Below are 15,545 nucleotides of genomic sequence, written 5' to 3' on the forward strand. Positions count from 1 at the left end.
GGCTGTTAGAGAAGTGCAGTCCTGCCCGTTTCGTGGGCCTGCTCCCGGTTGCCGGGTTCCCGGCTGCCGTGGGGCCGGGGTGAGGAGGTGTCCCACGTGGACGTCGACGCCGGACACGGCGCCGCCCTGGGGGGCGCCCTTCCGACCCGGCCCGGTGAGCTGCCCCTGACCCGCCGGCTGCGGTCACTGCTCACCTGGCCGACCACCGACAGCGACCCGGTCGCCCAACTCGTCCGGGCGCACCGGACCATCCACTCCGGCGCCGACCCGGCAGTGCTGCGCCGGGCCTACACCATCGCGGAGAACATGCACCGGGGGCAGTTCCGCAAGAGCGGTGAGCCCTACATCACCCACCCGCTGGCCGTCGCGCAGATCTGCGCCGAACTGGGCATGGACACCACGACCCTGGTCGCCGCGCTGCTGCACGACACGGTGGAGGACACGCGTTACACGCTCCAGGCCCTCGCCGAGGACTTCGGACCGGAGGTGGCCCACCTCGTCGACGGGGTGACCAAGTTCGACAAGGCGTTCTACGGCAAGGCGGCCGAGGCCGAGACGATCCGGAAGATGATCATCGCAGCCGGCAAGGACGTCCGGGTACTGATCATCAAGCTGGCCGACCGCCTGCACAACATGCGGACCCTCGGCGTACGCTCCGCCGCCTCCCGGGAACGCATCGCCCGCAAGACGCAGGAGGTGCTGGTCCCGCTCTGCGACCGGCTGGGCATCCAGACCCTCAAGCGGGAACTGGACGACGTGGTGCTGCTGCACCTGGAGCCGGAGGAGCACGACCGGATCGCGCGGCACGTGCGGGACCGGCCGGGCTGGGAGGCGTACCTCGACGCGGTGGTCGCCCGGGCGAAGACCGCGCTGCGCCGCAGCCGGGTCGACGCGGAGGTGACGCCCCGTCCCCGACACCTCTACTCGATCTGGAAGGACACCGTCGCCGGGGACCACCCCAGCCCCTTCGACCTGCCCCGCATCGCCATCGTGGTGGACGGGCCGCCCACCGACTGCTACGCCGCCCTGGGCGCCGTCCACGGCACCTGGCGACCGGTCCCCGGCCGGTTCAAGGACTTCATCGCCTCGCCGAAGAACAACCTCTACCGCTCGCTGCACACCAGCGTCCGCGGCCCGGAGGACCGCACGGTGGAGGTGCTGATCCGCACCACGGAGATGCACCGCGCGGCCGAGTACGGCATCGCCGCCGAGTTCCGCTTCCCGCGCACCGGCAGCGGCTCCTCGGCCCGCAACGAACAGCTCGACTGGCTGCGCCGGGTCCTGGACTGGGAGCAGGACACCGCCGACCCGGCCCAGTTCCTCGAGTCGCTGCGCTGCGACCTCGCCGAGGCGCAGATCCAGGTCGTCGCCGACGGTCGTCAGGTGGTGCTGCCGGCCGGTGCGACGCCGGTCGACCTCGCCTACGAGCTGGGCACCGAGCGCGGCGACCGGTGCCTGGCCGCCCGCATCAACGGTCGGCTCGCGCCGCTGTCCTCGGAACTGGACGAGGGTGACGTGGTGGAGATCTTCACCGAGACCGACGCCACCAGCGGCTTCGAGGCCGACGCCGCCCCGCGCGGGCCCCGGCGGGAGTGGCTGGGCTTCGTCAAGTCGCCACAGGCGCAGATGCAGATCAACCGCTGGTTCGCCGACCACACCGAGCCGGGCATCTCGATCATCGACAAGGTGCGCCTGGGACGGGCCACCATCGGGCTGGCGCTGCGGACGCACCACCGCGGGCTCGCCAGCGACCTGCCGCTGCTGCGGCTCTCCGAGGAGCTGGGCTACCCCGACCTGGAGACGATGCTGGTGGCGGTCTTCGACCGGGTGATCGAGCCGGACGAGGTGGTCCGGCAGCTCATCGACCTGGTCGACCACCGCCAGTGACGCCTCGGGTCCGAGACTTCCTCACCGCCCACTAGCCTGGACCCATGCTCCCCCGTTCCCGCCGCACCGGCCGCGCCATCGCGTACCAGGTCTTCTACCGGCTGCCCCTGCCCGTGCGGCGGCGGCTGGTCCGGCTCGCCGTCTCGAAGTACATCGTCGGCGCGGTCACCCTGGTCCGGGACTCCGAGGCCGCGGGAGCCGGCCGTCTCCTGCTGCTGCGCCAGCCTCCCGGCAACGGCTGGACACTGCCCGCGGGGCTGCTCCAGAAGCGGGAGGCGCCGATCGTGGGGGCGGCCCGCGAGCTGTACGAGGAGTCCGGCATTCGGCTGTCCCCGCGCCAGCTGACCCCGGCGGTACCCAACGCGGTGGTGCACGACAAGGGTTGGGTGGACGTGGTGTTCACCGCGGCGGTGCCGGCGTCGACCACCGCGCTGAAGGTCGACGGCGCCGAGGTGTTCGAGGCCGCCTGGCACCCGCTGGACGACCTGCCGAAGCTGACCTGGCCGACGGCGCGCCTGCTGGCCTACTACGACATCGGGCCGCTGGCCGGGCAGTTCCCGCCGCCGGTGCCCGACGAGCGGCCGTGACCACCGCCGGTGCCCCACCGGCGGGCGCGGCGGCCCCGGCCGGCGTCGAGGTCTGCGCGGTGGTGCTCGCCGCGGGTGAGGGCACCCGGCTGCGGCCGCTGACCGCGCGGGTGCCCAAGGCGCTCTGCCCGGTGGGGAACGTCCCGCTGCTCGACCGGGCGTTCGCCCGGCTCGCCGGGCTCGGGCTGGCCGGGCCGGACCGGGTGGCGGTGAACGCCAGCTACCTGGCCGACCAGGTGGTCCGCCACACCGGGGAGCGGGCGTACCGGTCGGTGGAGCCGGACGGCCCGCTCGGGACCGCCGGCGGCGTGGCGAAGCTGCGGGACTGGATCGGCGGGCGGGGCGTCCTGGTCGGCAACGCCGACGCCTACCTGGCCGACCCGGCGGCGCCACCGGGACCGGACATCGCCGCGTTGCTGCACGGGTGGGACGGCGAGAGCGTACGCCTGCTCGGCCGGCCCGCGGCGGACCCGACCGCGCCGGGCACCTTCGACGGGCACGAGTTCACCGGGTTCTCGCTGCTGCCCTGGCGGCTGGTGCGGGACCTGCCGGTGGAGTTCGGCGATCTGGTCCGCGCGGTCTGGCGGCCGGCCGAGGCGGCCGGGGCGCTGTCCGTGGTGCCCTACCCGGGGACGTTCCTGGACACCGGTACCCCCACCGACTACCTCGCCGCGAACCGGCACGCCGCCGGCGGCGGCAACCTGGTCGACCCCACCGCGACGGTGACCGGGCGGTGTCGCGAGGCGGTCGTCGGCCCCGGCGCGGTGGTACACGGTGACGTCACCCGTGCGGTGGTCTGGCCGGGCGCCGTCGTGCACCACGGCGAGCACCTGCGCGACGCGGTCCGCGCCGACGGCGACCTGACCGTACCCGCCGGCGTGCCGCTCACCGCGCCGCAGGGGCCGGGGAACCTCTAGCATGAGCGACGACGCCGACGAACGGAGAACCGACCCGTGATCACCGCGATCGTCCTGATCGACTGCGCCACCGACTCGATCCCCGAGGTGGCCGAGGCCCTGGCCGACCTGCCCGGCGTCAGCGAGGTCTACTCGGTCGCCGGTCACGTCGACCTGATCGCCATGGTCCGGGTCCGGGAGTTCGAGCAGATCGCGAAGGTCATCGCCGGACGCATCTCCAAGGTTTCCGGTGTGCTGAACACCGAGTCGCACATCGCCTTCCGGGCGTACTCCCAGCACGACCTGGAGGAGGCCTTCGCGATCGGCCTCGCGAACGCCGACTGACCACGGACGCCGGGCCCGGTACCGACACGCGGCGGCCGGCCCGGTACCGACACGCGGCGGCCGGCCCGGTACCGACACGCGGCGGCCGGCCCGGTACCGACACGCGGCGGCCGGCCCGGTACCGACACGCGGCGGCCGGCCCGCCCCGAGGGGCGGACCGGCCGTCGTCGGTGACCGACGTCAGCTCTGGCTGGGAACCGGCGTCTCGGTGGTGCCGCCCGGAGCCGGCGACTCGGTGCCGCCCGGAGCCGGGGTCTCGGTGGTGCCGCCCGGAGCCGGGGTGGTCGCACCCGGGCTCGGGGTACCGCTGGCGCTGGTCTGCGGAACCGGGATGCCCAGCTGCTGGGCCAGTTCCACCAGCGCGTCGTAGTGCGCCTGCAGGATCGGCAGCGCGGTCTGCGCCAGCTGGACCACCGACTGCTCGGAGCCCTGCGAGATCTCCGTCTGGGTGGCCTGGATGGCCTGGACGTGACCGGCCAGCTCACTGGTCACCCAGAGCCGGTCGAACTCCTCGCCACTGGCGTTGTTCAGCTGGTCGATGACGGCCTGCTGGTCGGCGGTGGGCTCAGCCGGCAGTTGGACGCCGAGCTGGTTGGCCACCTCCTGCACCGACTGGTCGACCTGGGTGTGGTCGGTCTTGAAGCGTTCGCCCAGGTCCTTGACCCCCTGGTTCTGGCCCTTCTGCTGGGCCAGGTCACCGGCGGTGATCTCGAACAGGTTCACCTGATGGATCGCCTGCAGGTACTGGGTGTCCTGCTGCGACGGCTGCACCGCGGCCTGTGCGGCCGCGGCGGGTGCGATACCCACCAGCACGAGTGCGGCCAGCAGGCCCAGGCGTTTGATACCCAACATGCTTCCCCCCCTTGAGACGTTGGACCGCACGCATACCCGGCTGGCGGGGGTTATTCCTGCCATCCGCCCCTCCCTACCCCTCCCCACCCCCCTGCCGCGCCCCGCCCCACCCCCTCCCCCGCGATCTTGCACTTTCGGACACTCTTATGTCTCTTTAGCGCCTTTTACGGCAACACATAGTGCAAGATCGCGCGACACGGCGACCCTGGCTCGTTTCGGGGTGGGGACAGCGAGACGCCCGCCGGAACGGGTCCGGCGGGCGTCACGTGGGTGTCGCTGGGTCAGCGGCGGGATTCTCCGCTGGTGATCTCCTCGCGTTCCGGTCGGGGCTCGACCGGCGGGTGACCCGGCGAGACCGGCGCCTCGGCCGGCTTCTCGATCGGGTAGAAGAAGCCCCGGATGGCCGGGCCGAGGGCACCGAGCCGGTTCATCTTCTTCGGTACGACCCACCCGACGTACTCCAGCTCACCGTGACCGTCGGCGTGCCCGTTGGACGCGCTGAGCGGCTGGTGCACCTCGACGAACCGGCCGTCCGGCAGCCGTCGGATGATGCCGGTCTCGACGCCGTGGGCGAGCACCTCCCGGTCGTGCTGCTGCAGGCCCAGGCAGATCCGGTAGGTGACGTAGTACGCCAGCGGCGGGACCACCAGCAGGCCGACCCGGCCGGCCCAGGTCATCGCGTTCAGACTGATCTGGAACTTGTCCGCGATCACGTCGTTCGCCCCGGAGAGGGTCAGGATGACGTAGAAGGAGACCGCCATCGCGCCGACCGCGGTGCGGGCCGGAACGTCGCGGGGCCGCTGGAGCAGGTTGTGGCTCTTGCGGTCCTTCAGGTGCCGGGCCTCCAGGAACGGGTACAACGTCGACAGGGCCACCAGGATGCCGGGTAGGACGACCGTCGGCCAGAACAGCGGCGGGATCACGTAACCGTCGCCGATCGGGATGTTGATCTCCCAGGCCGGCATCAGTCGGGTCGAGCCGTCGAGGAACATGACGTACCAGTCCGGCTGGCTGGCGGCCGAGACCACCCACGCCTCGTACGGGCCGAACAGCCAGATCGGGTTGATCTGGAACAGGCCGCTCATCAGCGCCACGACGCCGAAGACGACCATGAAGAAGCCGCCCTGCTTCAGCGCGTACCGCGGGAACATCCGCTCGCCGACCACGTTCTCGTTGGTCCGGCCGGGGCCGGGCCACTGGGTGTGCTTCTGCTTGAAGACCAGGCCCAGGTGGACGCTGATCAGTGCGACCAGCAGACCCGGGATGAGCAGCACGTGGGCGATGAAGAACCGGCTGATGATGATCGTGCCGGGGAACTCACCGCCGAAGATCGCCGCGGAGACCCACGAACCGATCACCGGGATGGAGAGGATGATGGCGGAGGCGATCCGCAGGCCGGTGCCGGAGAGGCCGTCGTCCGGCAGCGAGTAGCCGGTGAAGCCGGCCAGGAAGCCGACCCAGAACAGCAGCGAACCGATGATCCAGTTCGTCTCGCGCGGCTTGCGGAACGCGCCGGTGAAGAACACCCGCAGCATGTGCACCACGATCGCGGCCATGAACAGCAGCGCGGACCAGTGGTGCATCTGCCGCATGATCAGGCCACCGCGGACGTCGAACGAGATGTCCAGGCTGGAGGCGTACGCGGCGGACATCGGCGTGCCCCGCAGTGGTGCGTAGCTGCCGTTGTAGACCACCTCGGTCATCGCCGGCTCGTAGAAGAAGGTCAGGAACACACCGGTCAGCAGCAGGATCACGAACGAGAAGAGCGCGATCTCGCCGAGCAGGAACGACCAGTGGTCCGGGAAGACCTTGTTCAGCAGCCGCCGCAGCGGGGTCGCCACCTGGAAGCGGTCGTCCACTCCCCGTGCGGCGTTGCCCGGGACGGCCGCCATGTCAATCTTTCGCCGCTTCACGGCCGCTCCCAGAAGTCGGGCCCGACGGTCTCGGTGTAGTCGGACGTCGCCACGAAGTAGCCCTCGGCGTCGACCTCGATCGGCAGCTGGGGCAGCCGCCGGCTGGCCGGGCCGAAGATCGGCTTCGCGTTGTCGGTGATGAGGAACTGCGACTGGTGGCACGGGCAGAGCAGCCGGTTGGTCTGCTGCTCGTACAGGCTCGCCGGGCAACCGGCGTGCGTGCAGATCTTCGAGTAGGCGGCGTAGTTGCCCCACATGTAGTCGCCGTGACCGATCCGCTCGTTGGCCTGGCGCGCGTCCTGGGCGTCGGATTCGCGCAGGTGGATCAGCAGGGCCGGCGAGTCGGCGTGCAGGTTGCTCACGCCGTGGTCGATACCCGGGAACACGGTGATCTGGCCGCCGGCGCTGACGTCGGCGGGGCGGACCGGCCGGCCGTCCTCGCGGACCAGCCGGATCTTCCCGCCGCCCTCGGCCGGGGCGAAGCCGGTGGTGAACATCTGGTTGTTCTTGTGCGGCTGCTCGATCAGGCCACCGACCAGCGGGGCCGCGGCCACCGCGCCGACCGGCGCGAGACCGGCCAGCAGCGAGATGCCGAGCAGCGGCCGGCGCTTCACGCCCAGCTCGTCGGCCATGTAGAGCATGGTCTGGCCGGTGATGGTCCGGTCGTCCTCGCTGACCGCGCCCTCGTGCCGGTCCTGGATCGAGACCTCCTTGGGCAGCAGCTTCTTGCCCCAGGTCAGGATGCCGAAGCCGACCGCCAGCAGGGAGATGCCCAGGGTCACGCCGAGCAGCGGGGTGAACCACTTGTCCCCGCCCCGGCCGGCCTCCCACTGCCACGGCCACCAGATGTAGACCACCAGGAAGGCGGTCGCCGCCAGGCCGGTGAGCAGGAAGAACAACGCGACCGTACGGGTCAGTCGGCGCTCGGCCTTGCTGCCCGGAACGACCTGCGGCTCGTAGTGGACGATCTCGATGTCATCCCGGCGCGCGCCCTCGCGGACGATGTCGAACTGGCTCAGCCGGGGGTCCTGCACGTCGAGCGGCTCCCGACCCGGCTGGGTCTGGTGCTCGGTGTGGGTGGTCATGCCGTCACCTCGCTACGGACGGTGCCGACGCGCGACACCAGCGCAATCGTACTCACGTTGCCGGCGATCACGACTTGCCCGCGATCCACAGGCTGGCGAAGACCAGCGCGACGATGCCGACCAGGAAGATCGCCAGGCCCTCGGTGGAGGGGCCGTAGCGACCGAGGTTGAAGCCACCCGGGTCCTGGTCGGTCTTCAGGGTCTGCTGGATGTAGGCGATCAGGTCGGCCTTCTGCTCCGGCGTGATCTGGTTGTCGCCGAAGACCGGCATGTTCTGCGGGCCGCTCAGCATCGCCGCGTAGATCTGCCGGTCGGTGGCCGGGGCCAGGCTCGGCGCGTACTTGCCCGAGGAGAGGGCGCCGCCGCCACCACCGAACGCGTGGCACTGCGAGCAGTTGATCCGGAACAGCTCGCCACCGGCGGCGATGTTCCCGTCTTCGTGAAGATTGTCACCCGCCGGGACGACCGGACCGCCGCCCAGCTCCTGGATGTACTGCCCGAGCTGGCGGACCTCCTCGTCGGTGAACAGCTCCGGCTTGCGCATGGCCTGGGCCTCCTGGCGGGCCATCGGCATGCGACCGGTGCCCACCTGGAACTCCACCGAGGCCGCGCCGACGCCGATCAGGCTCGGTCCGCGACCCTCGACACCCTGCGCGTTGCGACCGTGACAGGTCACACAGCTCACGTCGAACAGCGCCTTGCCCTCGGCGGCGGCGCCGGTCAGCGGCGGATTGTCCTGCGCCTGCACGCCGGGGGCGAAGACGGTGTAGGCGCCGCCGGCCAGCATCAGCGCGGCGAACAGCCGGACCGCGGCACCCAGCCGGCGGCGGCCCCTGCTGCGCGCCGCGGGCCGCTCGCGCAGCCGCGCGAGCAGACCGCGTCGGCGGTCGTTGTCAGAAGTCATGACCTGTGTCCTTAACCGGTTGGACCTTGTCTCAGGGGACGGAGCAGCGGCGCGGTTCGTGACGCGCCAAGATCACTGAAGCCAGTAGATCATGGCGTAGAGGCCGATCCACACGACGTCGACGAAGTGCCAGTAGTACGACACGACGATGGCCGAGGTCGCCTGGGCCGGGGTGAACCGGCCCATGGTGGTGCGGATCATGAAGATGATGAACGCGATCAGACCGCCGGTCACGTGCAGGCCGTGGAAGCCGGTGGTCAGGTAGAACATCGACCCGTAACCGTCTTCGTTGATCTTGATGCCGGCGTGCACCAGCTCGCGGTACTCGTTGACCTGGCCGAGCACGAAGATCAGGCCCATCACGAAGGTGACCGTGAACCAGCGCCGCAGCGCGTGCACGTCACCCTTCTCGGCGGCGAACACGCCGAGCTGGCAGGTCACCGACGAGAGCACCAGGATCACCGTGAACGTCGTCGCGTACGGGATGTTCAGGTGAACGGTGTGCTCCGCCCACTGCTCCGGCGCGGCGGCGCGGATGGAGAAGTACATCGCGAACAGCGCCGCGAAGAACATGAGTTCGCTGGAGAGCCACACGATCGTCCCGACGCTGACCATGTTGGGACGCGTCAGGGAGTGGATCCGGCTCTTGTCAATGGCTGGGGCCGCAGTCACGCGGTCATTATTGCCCCTGACCGGGGCCCGCGATCAGCGGGGTGGCAAACCCGTGGCATCCACGGCCCGATCGGGGTGGTCCGGTTCGCCTGGCCTAGGCTGAAAAGCGTGCTGCACGTCGATCCGATCTCCGCCGCCACCTCGGCCGCCGCGCCGACGGTGACCGCGGCCACGCCGCCGCCGTTCACCGTCACCTCGGTGTTCACCGAGACCCGGCTGGACAGCTGGCTCGCCGTCGGGCTGGTGCTCGCCGCCGGGATCTACCTCTACGGGGTGCACCGGCTTCGGATCCGCGGCGACCGCTGGCCGGTCGCGCGTACCGTCTTCTTCATCGGCCCCGGCCTGGGCGGCATCGCGGCGGTCACGGTCAGCGGCCTGCACGCCTACGACACCGCGCTGCTGTCGGTGCACATGGTGCAGCACATGGTGCTGTCGATGATCTCGCCGATCTTCCTCGCCCTGGGCGCGCCGATGACGCTGGCGCTGCGCACCCTGCCGCAGCGGCCCCGCCGGCGGCTGTTGGCCGTCGTGCACAGCCGGATCGTCCGGGTCTACACCTTCCCGCTGGTGGCGTTCACCATCTTCGTGGTCAACCCGTTCGCGCTCTACTTCACCGACCTGTACCGCTACACCCTGGAACACGCCTGGGCCCACGAGCTGGTGCACGCGCACTTCATCCTCACCGGCTGCGTGTTCTTCTGGCCGCTGCTCGGCCTCGACCCGCTGCCCGGCCGCTGGCCGTACCCGGGGCGCGCGCTGCTGATGCTGCTGTCCGTGCCGTTCCACACCGTGCTCGGGCTGACCATCATGCAGAGCAGCACGCTCTTCGGCGGCGACTGGTACCCCTCGCTCGGCCTCACCTGGGCCGACCCGTGGGCCGACCAGGTGGTCGCCGGCGGCATCCTCTGGGCCGGCGGCGAGGTGGTCAGTGTCACCATGCTGGCCGTCCTGGTCGTGCAGTGGATGCGCCAGGCCGAACGCGAGGCCCGCCGGATCGACCGCGACCTGGACCGCCAGGAGGCCCGCCAGCGCGCCGCGGAGGCCGCGTCCTGAGCTGCGCCGACGGTACGCCCCGGACGCCGCGCCGGGCGCGACGTCACCAACGTCACAGCGACCGGTACGATCAGCGGGCAGCTACGAGGTGGGAGCCAGTTCCGTCATGAGCGATCGTCTTTGCACCGTCCTGCTCTACAGCGACGACCCGCAGGTCCGGGACCGGATGCGGCTCGCCGTCGGCACCCGGCCCGCACCCGGCCTCCGGATCGAGTTCGTCGACGCGTCGACCTACGCCGAGTGCGTCCGGCTGGTCGACGACTACGAGATCGACCTGATGCTGCTCGACGGTGAGGCCAGCCCCGGCGGTGGCATCGGCATCGCCCGGCAGATCAAGGACGACCGGGACGACGCCCCCCCGACCTGCGTGGTGATCGCCCGCGCCGCCGACCGATGGCTCGCGGCCTACGCCGAGGTCGACGCCACGCTGGTGCACCCCCTCGACCCGGTGACCACCGGCAACACGGTGGCGGAGCTGCTGCGTACGCACGCGCCCGCCTGACGTCCCCGCTCCGGCCCCACACCGTGGCGCCGGGTGCGTCCCCACCCACACCTCCTACGCTCGGGAGGCCCGTCATGGGCGATCGGACCTGGCCGCACCTCATCTCCGCGCTGCTGCGCGGCGACGAACTCTCCACCGGCGACACCGCCTGGGCGATGGGCGAGATCATGTCCGGGTCGGCGGCCCCCGCCCAGATCGCCGGCTTCGCCGTGGCACTGCGGGCCAAGGGCGAGACGTCGGCCGAGTTGGCCGGCCTGGTGGAGGCGATGCTCGGCCACGCCGTCCTGGTGGACCTGCCGGCGGAGCTGCGCGCGACCGCGCTGGACGTGGTCGGCACCGGCGGTGACCTCGCCCACACGGTCAACATCTCCACGATGGCCTCCCTCGTGGTGGCCGGCGCCGGTGTCCGCGTGGTCAAGCACGGCAACCGGGCCGCGTCCTCGTCCTGCGGCACCGCCGACGTGCTGGAGTTCCTCGGCGTACCTCTCGATCTCGGCCCCGAGGGCGTGGCCCGCTGCGTGGCCGAGGCCGGGATCGGCTTCTGCTTCGCCGCCCGGTTCCACCCCGGCATGCGGCACGCCGGCACCACCCGCCGCGAGCTGGGCGTACCCACCGCCTTCAACTTCCTCGGCCCACTGACCAACCCGGCCCGTCCCCGGTCGGCCGCGGTGGGCTGCTTCGACGCCCGGATGGCCCCGGTGATGGCCGGCGTGTTCGCCGCCCGGGGCGACTCGGTGCTGGTGATGCGCGGCGAGGACGGGCTGGACGAGTTCACCACCGCCGCGCCCACCCGGGTGTGGGCGGCGCAGAACGGCACCGTACGCGAGGCCGTGGTCGACGCGGTGGACCTCGGCATCCCCCGGGCCACCCTGGCCGACCTGCGTGGCGGCGACGCCGCGTACAACGCGGAGGTGGTGCGGCGCCTGCTGGCCGGCGACAAGGGCCCGGTCCGCGACGCGGTCCTGGTCAACGCGGCCGCGGCGCTGGCCACCCAGGGCCCGCTCGACGGCGACCTCACCGAAGCCCTGCGGGCCGGCCTGGACCGCGCCGCCGAGTCGATCGACTCCGGTGCCGCCGCCCGGACCCTCGACCGGTGGATCGAGGTCGCCCGCACCGCCTGACCGGCCACCGGCCACCGGCCGCATCCCGCACCGCCGCCGCACCCGCACCGCATCCACCGCCGCCGCAGCACGGCCCCGGACACCGCCCGACCCCGGGCGTCGCCTGTTCCCGGTGCGCCCTGTTCCCAGGTTTCCTGGCACGATGCGGGAGCCCGTTCCACCACTCCGGAACGCACGCTTCCCTCCCCGGCTGCCGCACCTGCTGGGCAGTGGGGCGGAGGAAGGTTGTCGGACCCGGGTGGGAAACTACAGGTGAGTAGTTTCCGCTCCCGTCGCGACCGGTGGGAGCCCCCGGAGCGAGAGGAGACGCCCGTGTCGAGCCGCGAGTTGCACTGCGAGGTCTGCGAGGGCGTTCGGCCGTTCGAGGCGCCACCGTGCGTCGACGATCACGGCGCCGACTGCCCCGAGCTCATCTGCACCGGCTGCGGCGTGGCCGTGCTGATCGCCACGTTCGCGTTCCCGGCTCCGCGTCTGGCCGACGCGCGGCGTCGCCCGGTCCCGCCGGCGCACCGCCGCGCCGCCTGACCGCAACGCACCCCGGCGCACACCGCCGCGCCGCCTCACGCAAACCCGCCCCGGCAGGGCACGACGTCGGTGAACCGGCCGGGCACACGACGAGGCCCGCCTCCCCGAAGGGTGGGCGGGCCTCGGTGCGGAGCGGATCCGGCGGCTCAGTGCTCGGCGGTGCGCCGGGTGCCGGAGTAGTACTCGAAGAGCAGGCCGCAGGCGGCCAGGATGACCGCCACCAGGCCGAGGCCCAGCAGCCAGAACTGCCAGAACACCAGGCCGAAGCCGGCGACGGAGGCGGCCAGCGCCAGACCGAACGGCCAGTAGCTGCCCGGGCTGAAGAAGCCGATCTCGCCCGCGCCGTCGGCGATCTCGCCGTCCGGACGGTCCTCCGGGCGGAGGTCGATCCGGCGGGACACGAACCAGAAGAAGCCACCGCACATGGTGCACAGCAGGAAGCTCAGCAGCAGGGCGACGGTGCCGACCCACTCGACCTGACCGCCCGAGTCCGCGGCGGTCCAGCCGCCGTACAGGAACGTCGCGAAGAGCAGGAACCCGGCGATGACCAGGAAAATGCGCCACTCGGTCTTCATGCCCGCTCCCTCAGTTTCCCGCGCCGGCGGAGGCGCTGTCCGGGTTGAAGTTGGCGGTGTCGCGCCGGGTCTCGAACGGCCGGGTCGTCGTCGCGTACGGCTCCTCGCCGATGGCGGTCAGCGCGTCCTGGGTCGACTGGCCGGCACGCTTGGCGGCGAGGAACTGGTCGTACCGCTCCGGCGAGACGACGCGCAGCTCGAAGTTCATGAAGGCGTGGTAGCTGCCGCACAGCTCGGCGCAGCGGCCGACGTAGGCGCCCTCGGTCTGCAGCTCGGAGACCTCGAACACGTTGCGGATCTTGCCGGGGAAGACGTCCCGCTTGAACAGCATCTCCGGCACCCAGAACGAGTGGATGACGTCGCGGCTGGTCTCCTCGAACCGGATGGACCGGTCGGTCGGCAGCACGAGGATCGGGATGACCTCACTGGTGCCGAGCACGGAGGCGACGGTGTTGGCCTCGGTGCCCTGGCCGTCGCGGTAGTTGAACTGCCAGTTCCACTTGAAGGCGACCACCTCGACCGTCACGTCGGGGTTCTTGGTGGTGCGTACCACGTCGGTCTGCACGATCGCCGTGTAGTAGAAGAGCACCGAGACGATCAGGATCGGCGCGATGGTGTAGAGGAACTCCATCGGCAGGTTGTAGCGGGTCTGCACGGGCAGTTCGTCGCCCCGGCGGCGGTACCGCACCACACACCAGAAGATCAGGCCCCACACGAAGACGCCGACCGCGAGCGCGGCGATGCACGACGCGATCCACAGGTCGTACATGCGGTTGGCTTCCGGCGTGATGCCGCCCTGCGGCCAGCCGAAGCCGCCGAACGCCGCTCCGACGTCGCACCCCGTGAGCAGGACCAGCAGCGCCGCTCCGCCGAGACCGAGCCCGGCGAGCCGACCGGCACCCCGCCCCCGGCGCCGGGCGGCTCCTGGGGAAGCGCTGTGCCGCACGGCCGACGGCCGTACCTCCGAACTCCTTGCGACCACCTGGTCCTGCCTCCCTAGCGCGCCGCGGTGTCTTTTTCGTCGTTCTGCCGGTCCCCGCCGTGCGGGGCGGCAGCACCGCGGCAAAGGCGTCACCGACGGTCGCAGATTACTCGACCATGACGGGCCTGACCGTGGTGGGGTCACTGTCCGCCCCCATCGGGGGGATCATGGCCATACCGGCACGATACGTTGGCTTCCGTGAGCGCGAGGAGCGAGCCGGGGTTGCGAGCCCCGCAGTCGCGAACAGAAGGGGCACCGTGAGCGCGTCCCCGGTCTACCTGGACGCGGCCACCGCCGCGCCACCGCATCCGGTCACCCGGCAGGCCCTGCTGGCCGCGCTCGACGACGGCTGGGCCGACCCCGCCCGGCTGTACGGCCAGGCCCGCCGGGCCCGGCAACTCCTCGACGCCGCGCGCGAGGCCGCCGCGGCCACTCTCGGTGTCCGTGCCGACGAGCTGTCCTTCACCCCCAGCGGTACGGCGGCGGCGCATTCGGCCGTGCTCGGTGGCCTGCTGGGGCGGCGTCGGGTGGGTCGGGTGCTGGTGCACTCGGCGATCGAGCACTCCGCGGTGCTGCACGCGGCGGAGAAGCACGTGGCCGAGGGCGGTTCGGTGGGGCCGGTGCCGGTGGACCGGCTGGGCCGGCTCGACCTGCCGGCGTGGTCGGCGGCGGTACGCGCGCCGGGCGTGGCCCTCGCCGCGCTGATCGCCGCCAGCCACGAGGTCGGCACCGTCCAGCCGGTGGCCGAGGCGGCTGAGGCGTGTGCCGAGGTCGGGGTACCGCTGTTCGTGGACGGCGCGCAGGTGGTGGGGCGCGTGCCGGTGCCCGCCGGCTGGTCGGTGCTCACCGCCAGCGCGCACAAGTGGGGCGGCCCGCCGGGCGTCGGGTTGCTGGTGGTCCGCAAGGGCACCCGCTGGGAGTCGCCGTGGCCTGCCGACGAGCGGGAGTCCGGTCGTACGCCCGGGGTGGTGAACCTGCCGGCGGTGGTGGCGGCGGCGGCGAGCCTGCGCGCGGCGGCGGCCGACGCGGCGGCGGAGGCGGCCCGGCTCGCGCCGCTGGTGGACCGGATCCGGGCCCGGGTGGCGGCGGACGTGCCGGACGTCGAGGTGGTGGGTGACCCGGACCGCCGGTTGCCGCACCTGGTGACGTTCTCCTGCCTGTACGTCGACGGCGAGGCGTTGCTGCACGCGCTGGACCGGCGCGGGTTCGCGGTGTCCTCGGGCTCGTCGTGCACGTCGTCGACGCTGCGCCCGTCGCACGTGCTGGAGGCGATGGGGGTGCTGTCGCACGGCAACGTGCGGGTCTCCCTGCACCGGGAGACGACCGAGGCCGACGTCGAGCGGTTTCTGGCCGAGCTGCCGGGCGTGGTGGCGGAGCTGCGTGCCGAGGCGGGGGTGACGGCGCTGTGACGTTTCCCGACGAGGTGCTCGACTGCCGGGGTCAGCGGTGCCCGCTGCCGGTGATCGCGGCGGCCCGCCGGCTGCCCGAACTACCGGTCGGGTCGGTGGTGCGGGTGCTGGCCGACGACCCGGCGGCGGCGGTGGACATCCCCGCCTGGTGTCGGATGCGGGGGCAGGAGTTCCTCGGCACGGTCACCGGCGCGGACGGCCCCGGCTACGACGTGCGCCGCCGGCACTGACCCCGGG

17 protein-coding genes are annotated in these 15,545 nt (G+C 71.9%); 10 read left to right on the top strand and 7 right to left on the bottom strand.

Going from position 1 to position 15,545, the window contains the following annotated elements; genetic code table 11:
* Positions 1 to 96: 96 nt before the first annotated feature.
* The 4 genes from D7223_RS03645 to D7223_RS03660 are packed head-to-tail and all read left to right on the top strand — an operon-like array spanning position 97 to position 3,715.
* Positions 97 to 1,887, top strand: a complete 1,791-nt coding sequence (locus D7223_RS03645; protein WP_120724728.1) for a RelA/SpoT family protein — start codon at positions 97 to 99, stop codon at positions 1,885 to 1,887.
* Positions 1,888 to 1,931: 44 nt separating this feature from the next.
* On the top strand, positions 1,932 to 2,474 hold the full coding sequence (locus D7223_RS03650) for an NUDIX hydrolase (protein ID WP_120724730.1): 543 nt from the start codon (positions 1,932 to 1,934) through the stop codon (positions 2,472 to 2,474).
* Positions 2,471 to 3,391, top strand: coding sequence for a nucleotidyltransferase family protein (locus D7223_RS03655; RefSeq protein WP_120724733.1), 921 nt, complete (start codon positions 2,471 to 2,473; stop codon positions 3,389 to 3,391). Before D7223_RS03650 ends, D7223_RS03655 begins: the two co-directional genes overlap by 4 nt.
* A gap of 36 nt (positions 3,392 to 3,427) precedes the next feature.
* Entirely contained in the window at positions 3,428 to 3,715 is a 288-nt protein-coding gene (locus tag D7223_RS03660; RefSeq protein WP_120724735.1) for an Lrp/AsnC family transcriptional regulator, read from the top strand.
* 180 nt (positions 3,716 to 3,895) lie between these two features.
* Here the strand turns inward: D7223_RS03660 and D7223_RS03665 are convergent, their stop codons facing one another.
* From D7223_RS03665 to ctaE, 5 genes are all read right to left on the bottom strand, one after another.
* Positions 3,896 to 4,567, bottom strand: a complete 672-nt coding sequence (locus tag D7223_RS03665) for a DUF4142 domain-containing protein (RefSeq protein ID WP_120724737.1) — start codon at positions 4,565 to 4,567, stop codon at positions 3,896 to 3,898.
* A gap of 281 nt (positions 4,568 to 4,848) precedes the next feature.
* Positions 4,849 to 6,480, bottom strand: a complete 1,632-nt coding sequence (gene qcrB, locus D7223_RS03670; protein ID WP_120724740.1) for a cytochrome bc1 complex cytochrome b subunit — start codon at positions 6,478 to 6,480, stop codon at positions 4,849 to 4,851.
* On the bottom strand, positions 6,477 to 7,565 hold the full coding sequence (qcrA, locus tag D7223_RS03675) for a cytochrome bc1 complex Rieske iron-sulfur subunit (protein ID WP_120724742.1): 1,089 nt from the start codon (positions 7,563 to 7,565) through the stop codon (positions 6,477 to 6,479). The genes qcrB and qcrA overlap by 4 nt, the downstream gene beginning before the upstream one ends.
* A 67-nt stretch (positions 7,566 to 7,632) precedes the next feature.
* On the bottom strand, positions 7,633 to 8,469 hold the full coding sequence (gene qcrC / locus D7223_RS03680) for a cytochrome bc1 complex diheme cytochrome c subunit (RefSeq protein ID WP_120724745.1): 837 nt from the start codon (positions 8,467 to 8,469) through the stop codon (positions 7,633 to 7,635).
* Between the two features lie 72 nt (positions 8,470 to 8,541).
* The gene (gene ctaE / locus D7223_RS03685) at positions 8,542 to 9,141 is read right to left on the bottom strand and encodes an aa3-type cytochrome oxidase subunit III (RefSeq protein ID WP_120724747.1); all 600 of its coding nucleotides are present in this window, start codon (positions 9,139 to 9,141) and stop codon (positions 8,542 to 8,544) included.
* A gap of 108 nt (positions 9,142 to 9,249) precedes the next feature.
* On the opposite strand from ctaE, the gene D7223_RS03690 reads away from it, so the two are divergent.
* The 4 genes from D7223_RS03690 (at position 9,250) to D7223_RS03705 (ending at position 12,342) form a co-directional block, all read left to right on the top strand.
* Positions 9,250 to 10,194, top strand: a complete 945-nt coding sequence (locus D7223_RS03690) for a cytochrome c oxidase assembly protein (RefSeq protein ID WP_120724749.1) — start codon at positions 9,250 to 9,252, stop codon at positions 10,192 to 10,194.
* Between the two features lie 106 nt (positions 10,195 to 10,300).
* Entirely contained in the window at positions 10,301 to 10,696 is a 396-nt protein-coding gene (locus D7223_RS03695) for a response regulator (protein WP_120724751.1), read from the top strand.
* Between the two features lie 74 nt (positions 10,697 to 10,770).
* Positions 10,771 to 11,817 carry an anthranilate phosphoribosyltransferase gene (trpD, locus tag D7223_RS03700; protein WP_120724753.1) on the top strand — a complete coding sequence of 349 codons (1,047 nt, stop codon included), beginning with the start codon at positions 10,771 to 10,773 and terminating at the stop codon, positions 11,815 to 11,817.
* Positions 11,818 to 12,129: 312 nt separating this feature from the next.
* Complete coding sequence (locus D7223_RS03705) at positions 12,130 to 12,342, top strand: hypothetical protein (protein WP_120724755.1); 213 nt, start codon at positions 12,130 to 12,132, stop codon at positions 12,340 to 12,342.
* 146 nt (positions 12,343 to 12,488) lie between these two features.
* Here D7223_RS03705 and D7223_RS03710 read toward each other — a convergent pair whose 3' ends face one another.
* Entirely contained in the window at positions 12,489 to 12,917 is a 429-nt protein-coding gene (locus tag D7223_RS03710; protein WP_120724757.1) for a cytochrome c oxidase subunit 4, read from the bottom strand.
* A 10-nt stretch (positions 12,918 to 12,927) separates the two neighbouring features.
* On the bottom strand, positions 12,928 to 13,899 hold the full coding sequence (gene ctaC / locus D7223_RS03715; RefSeq protein WP_120724759.1) for an aa3-type cytochrome oxidase subunit II: 972 nt from the start codon (positions 13,897 to 13,899) through the stop codon (positions 12,928 to 12,930).
* A gap of 257 nt (positions 13,900 to 14,156) precedes the next feature.
* Between ctaC and D7223_RS03720 the strand changes: the two genes are divergently transcribed.
* A complete protein-coding gene (locus D7223_RS03720) occupies positions 14,157 to 15,308 on the top strand; it encodes a cysteine desulfurase family protein (RefSeq protein ID WP_120724761.1) in 1,152 nt (383 codons plus the stop codon).
* The gene (locus tag D7223_RS03725; RefSeq protein ID WP_120724763.1) at positions 15,305 to 15,538 is read left to right on the top strand and encodes a sulfurtransferase TusA family protein; all 234 of its coding nucleotides are present in this window, start codon (positions 15,305 to 15,307) and stop codon (positions 15,536 to 15,538) included. The genes D7223_RS03720 and D7223_RS03725 overlap by 4 nt, the downstream gene beginning before the upstream one ends.
* Positions 15,539 to 15,545 lie beyond the last annotated feature (7 nt).

The organism is Micromonospora endolithica, from assembly GCF_003626595.1.
GTDB classification, from domain to species: domain Bacteria; phylum Actinomycetota; class Actinomycetes; order Mycobacteriales; family Micromonosporaceae; genus Micromonospora; species Micromonospora endolithica.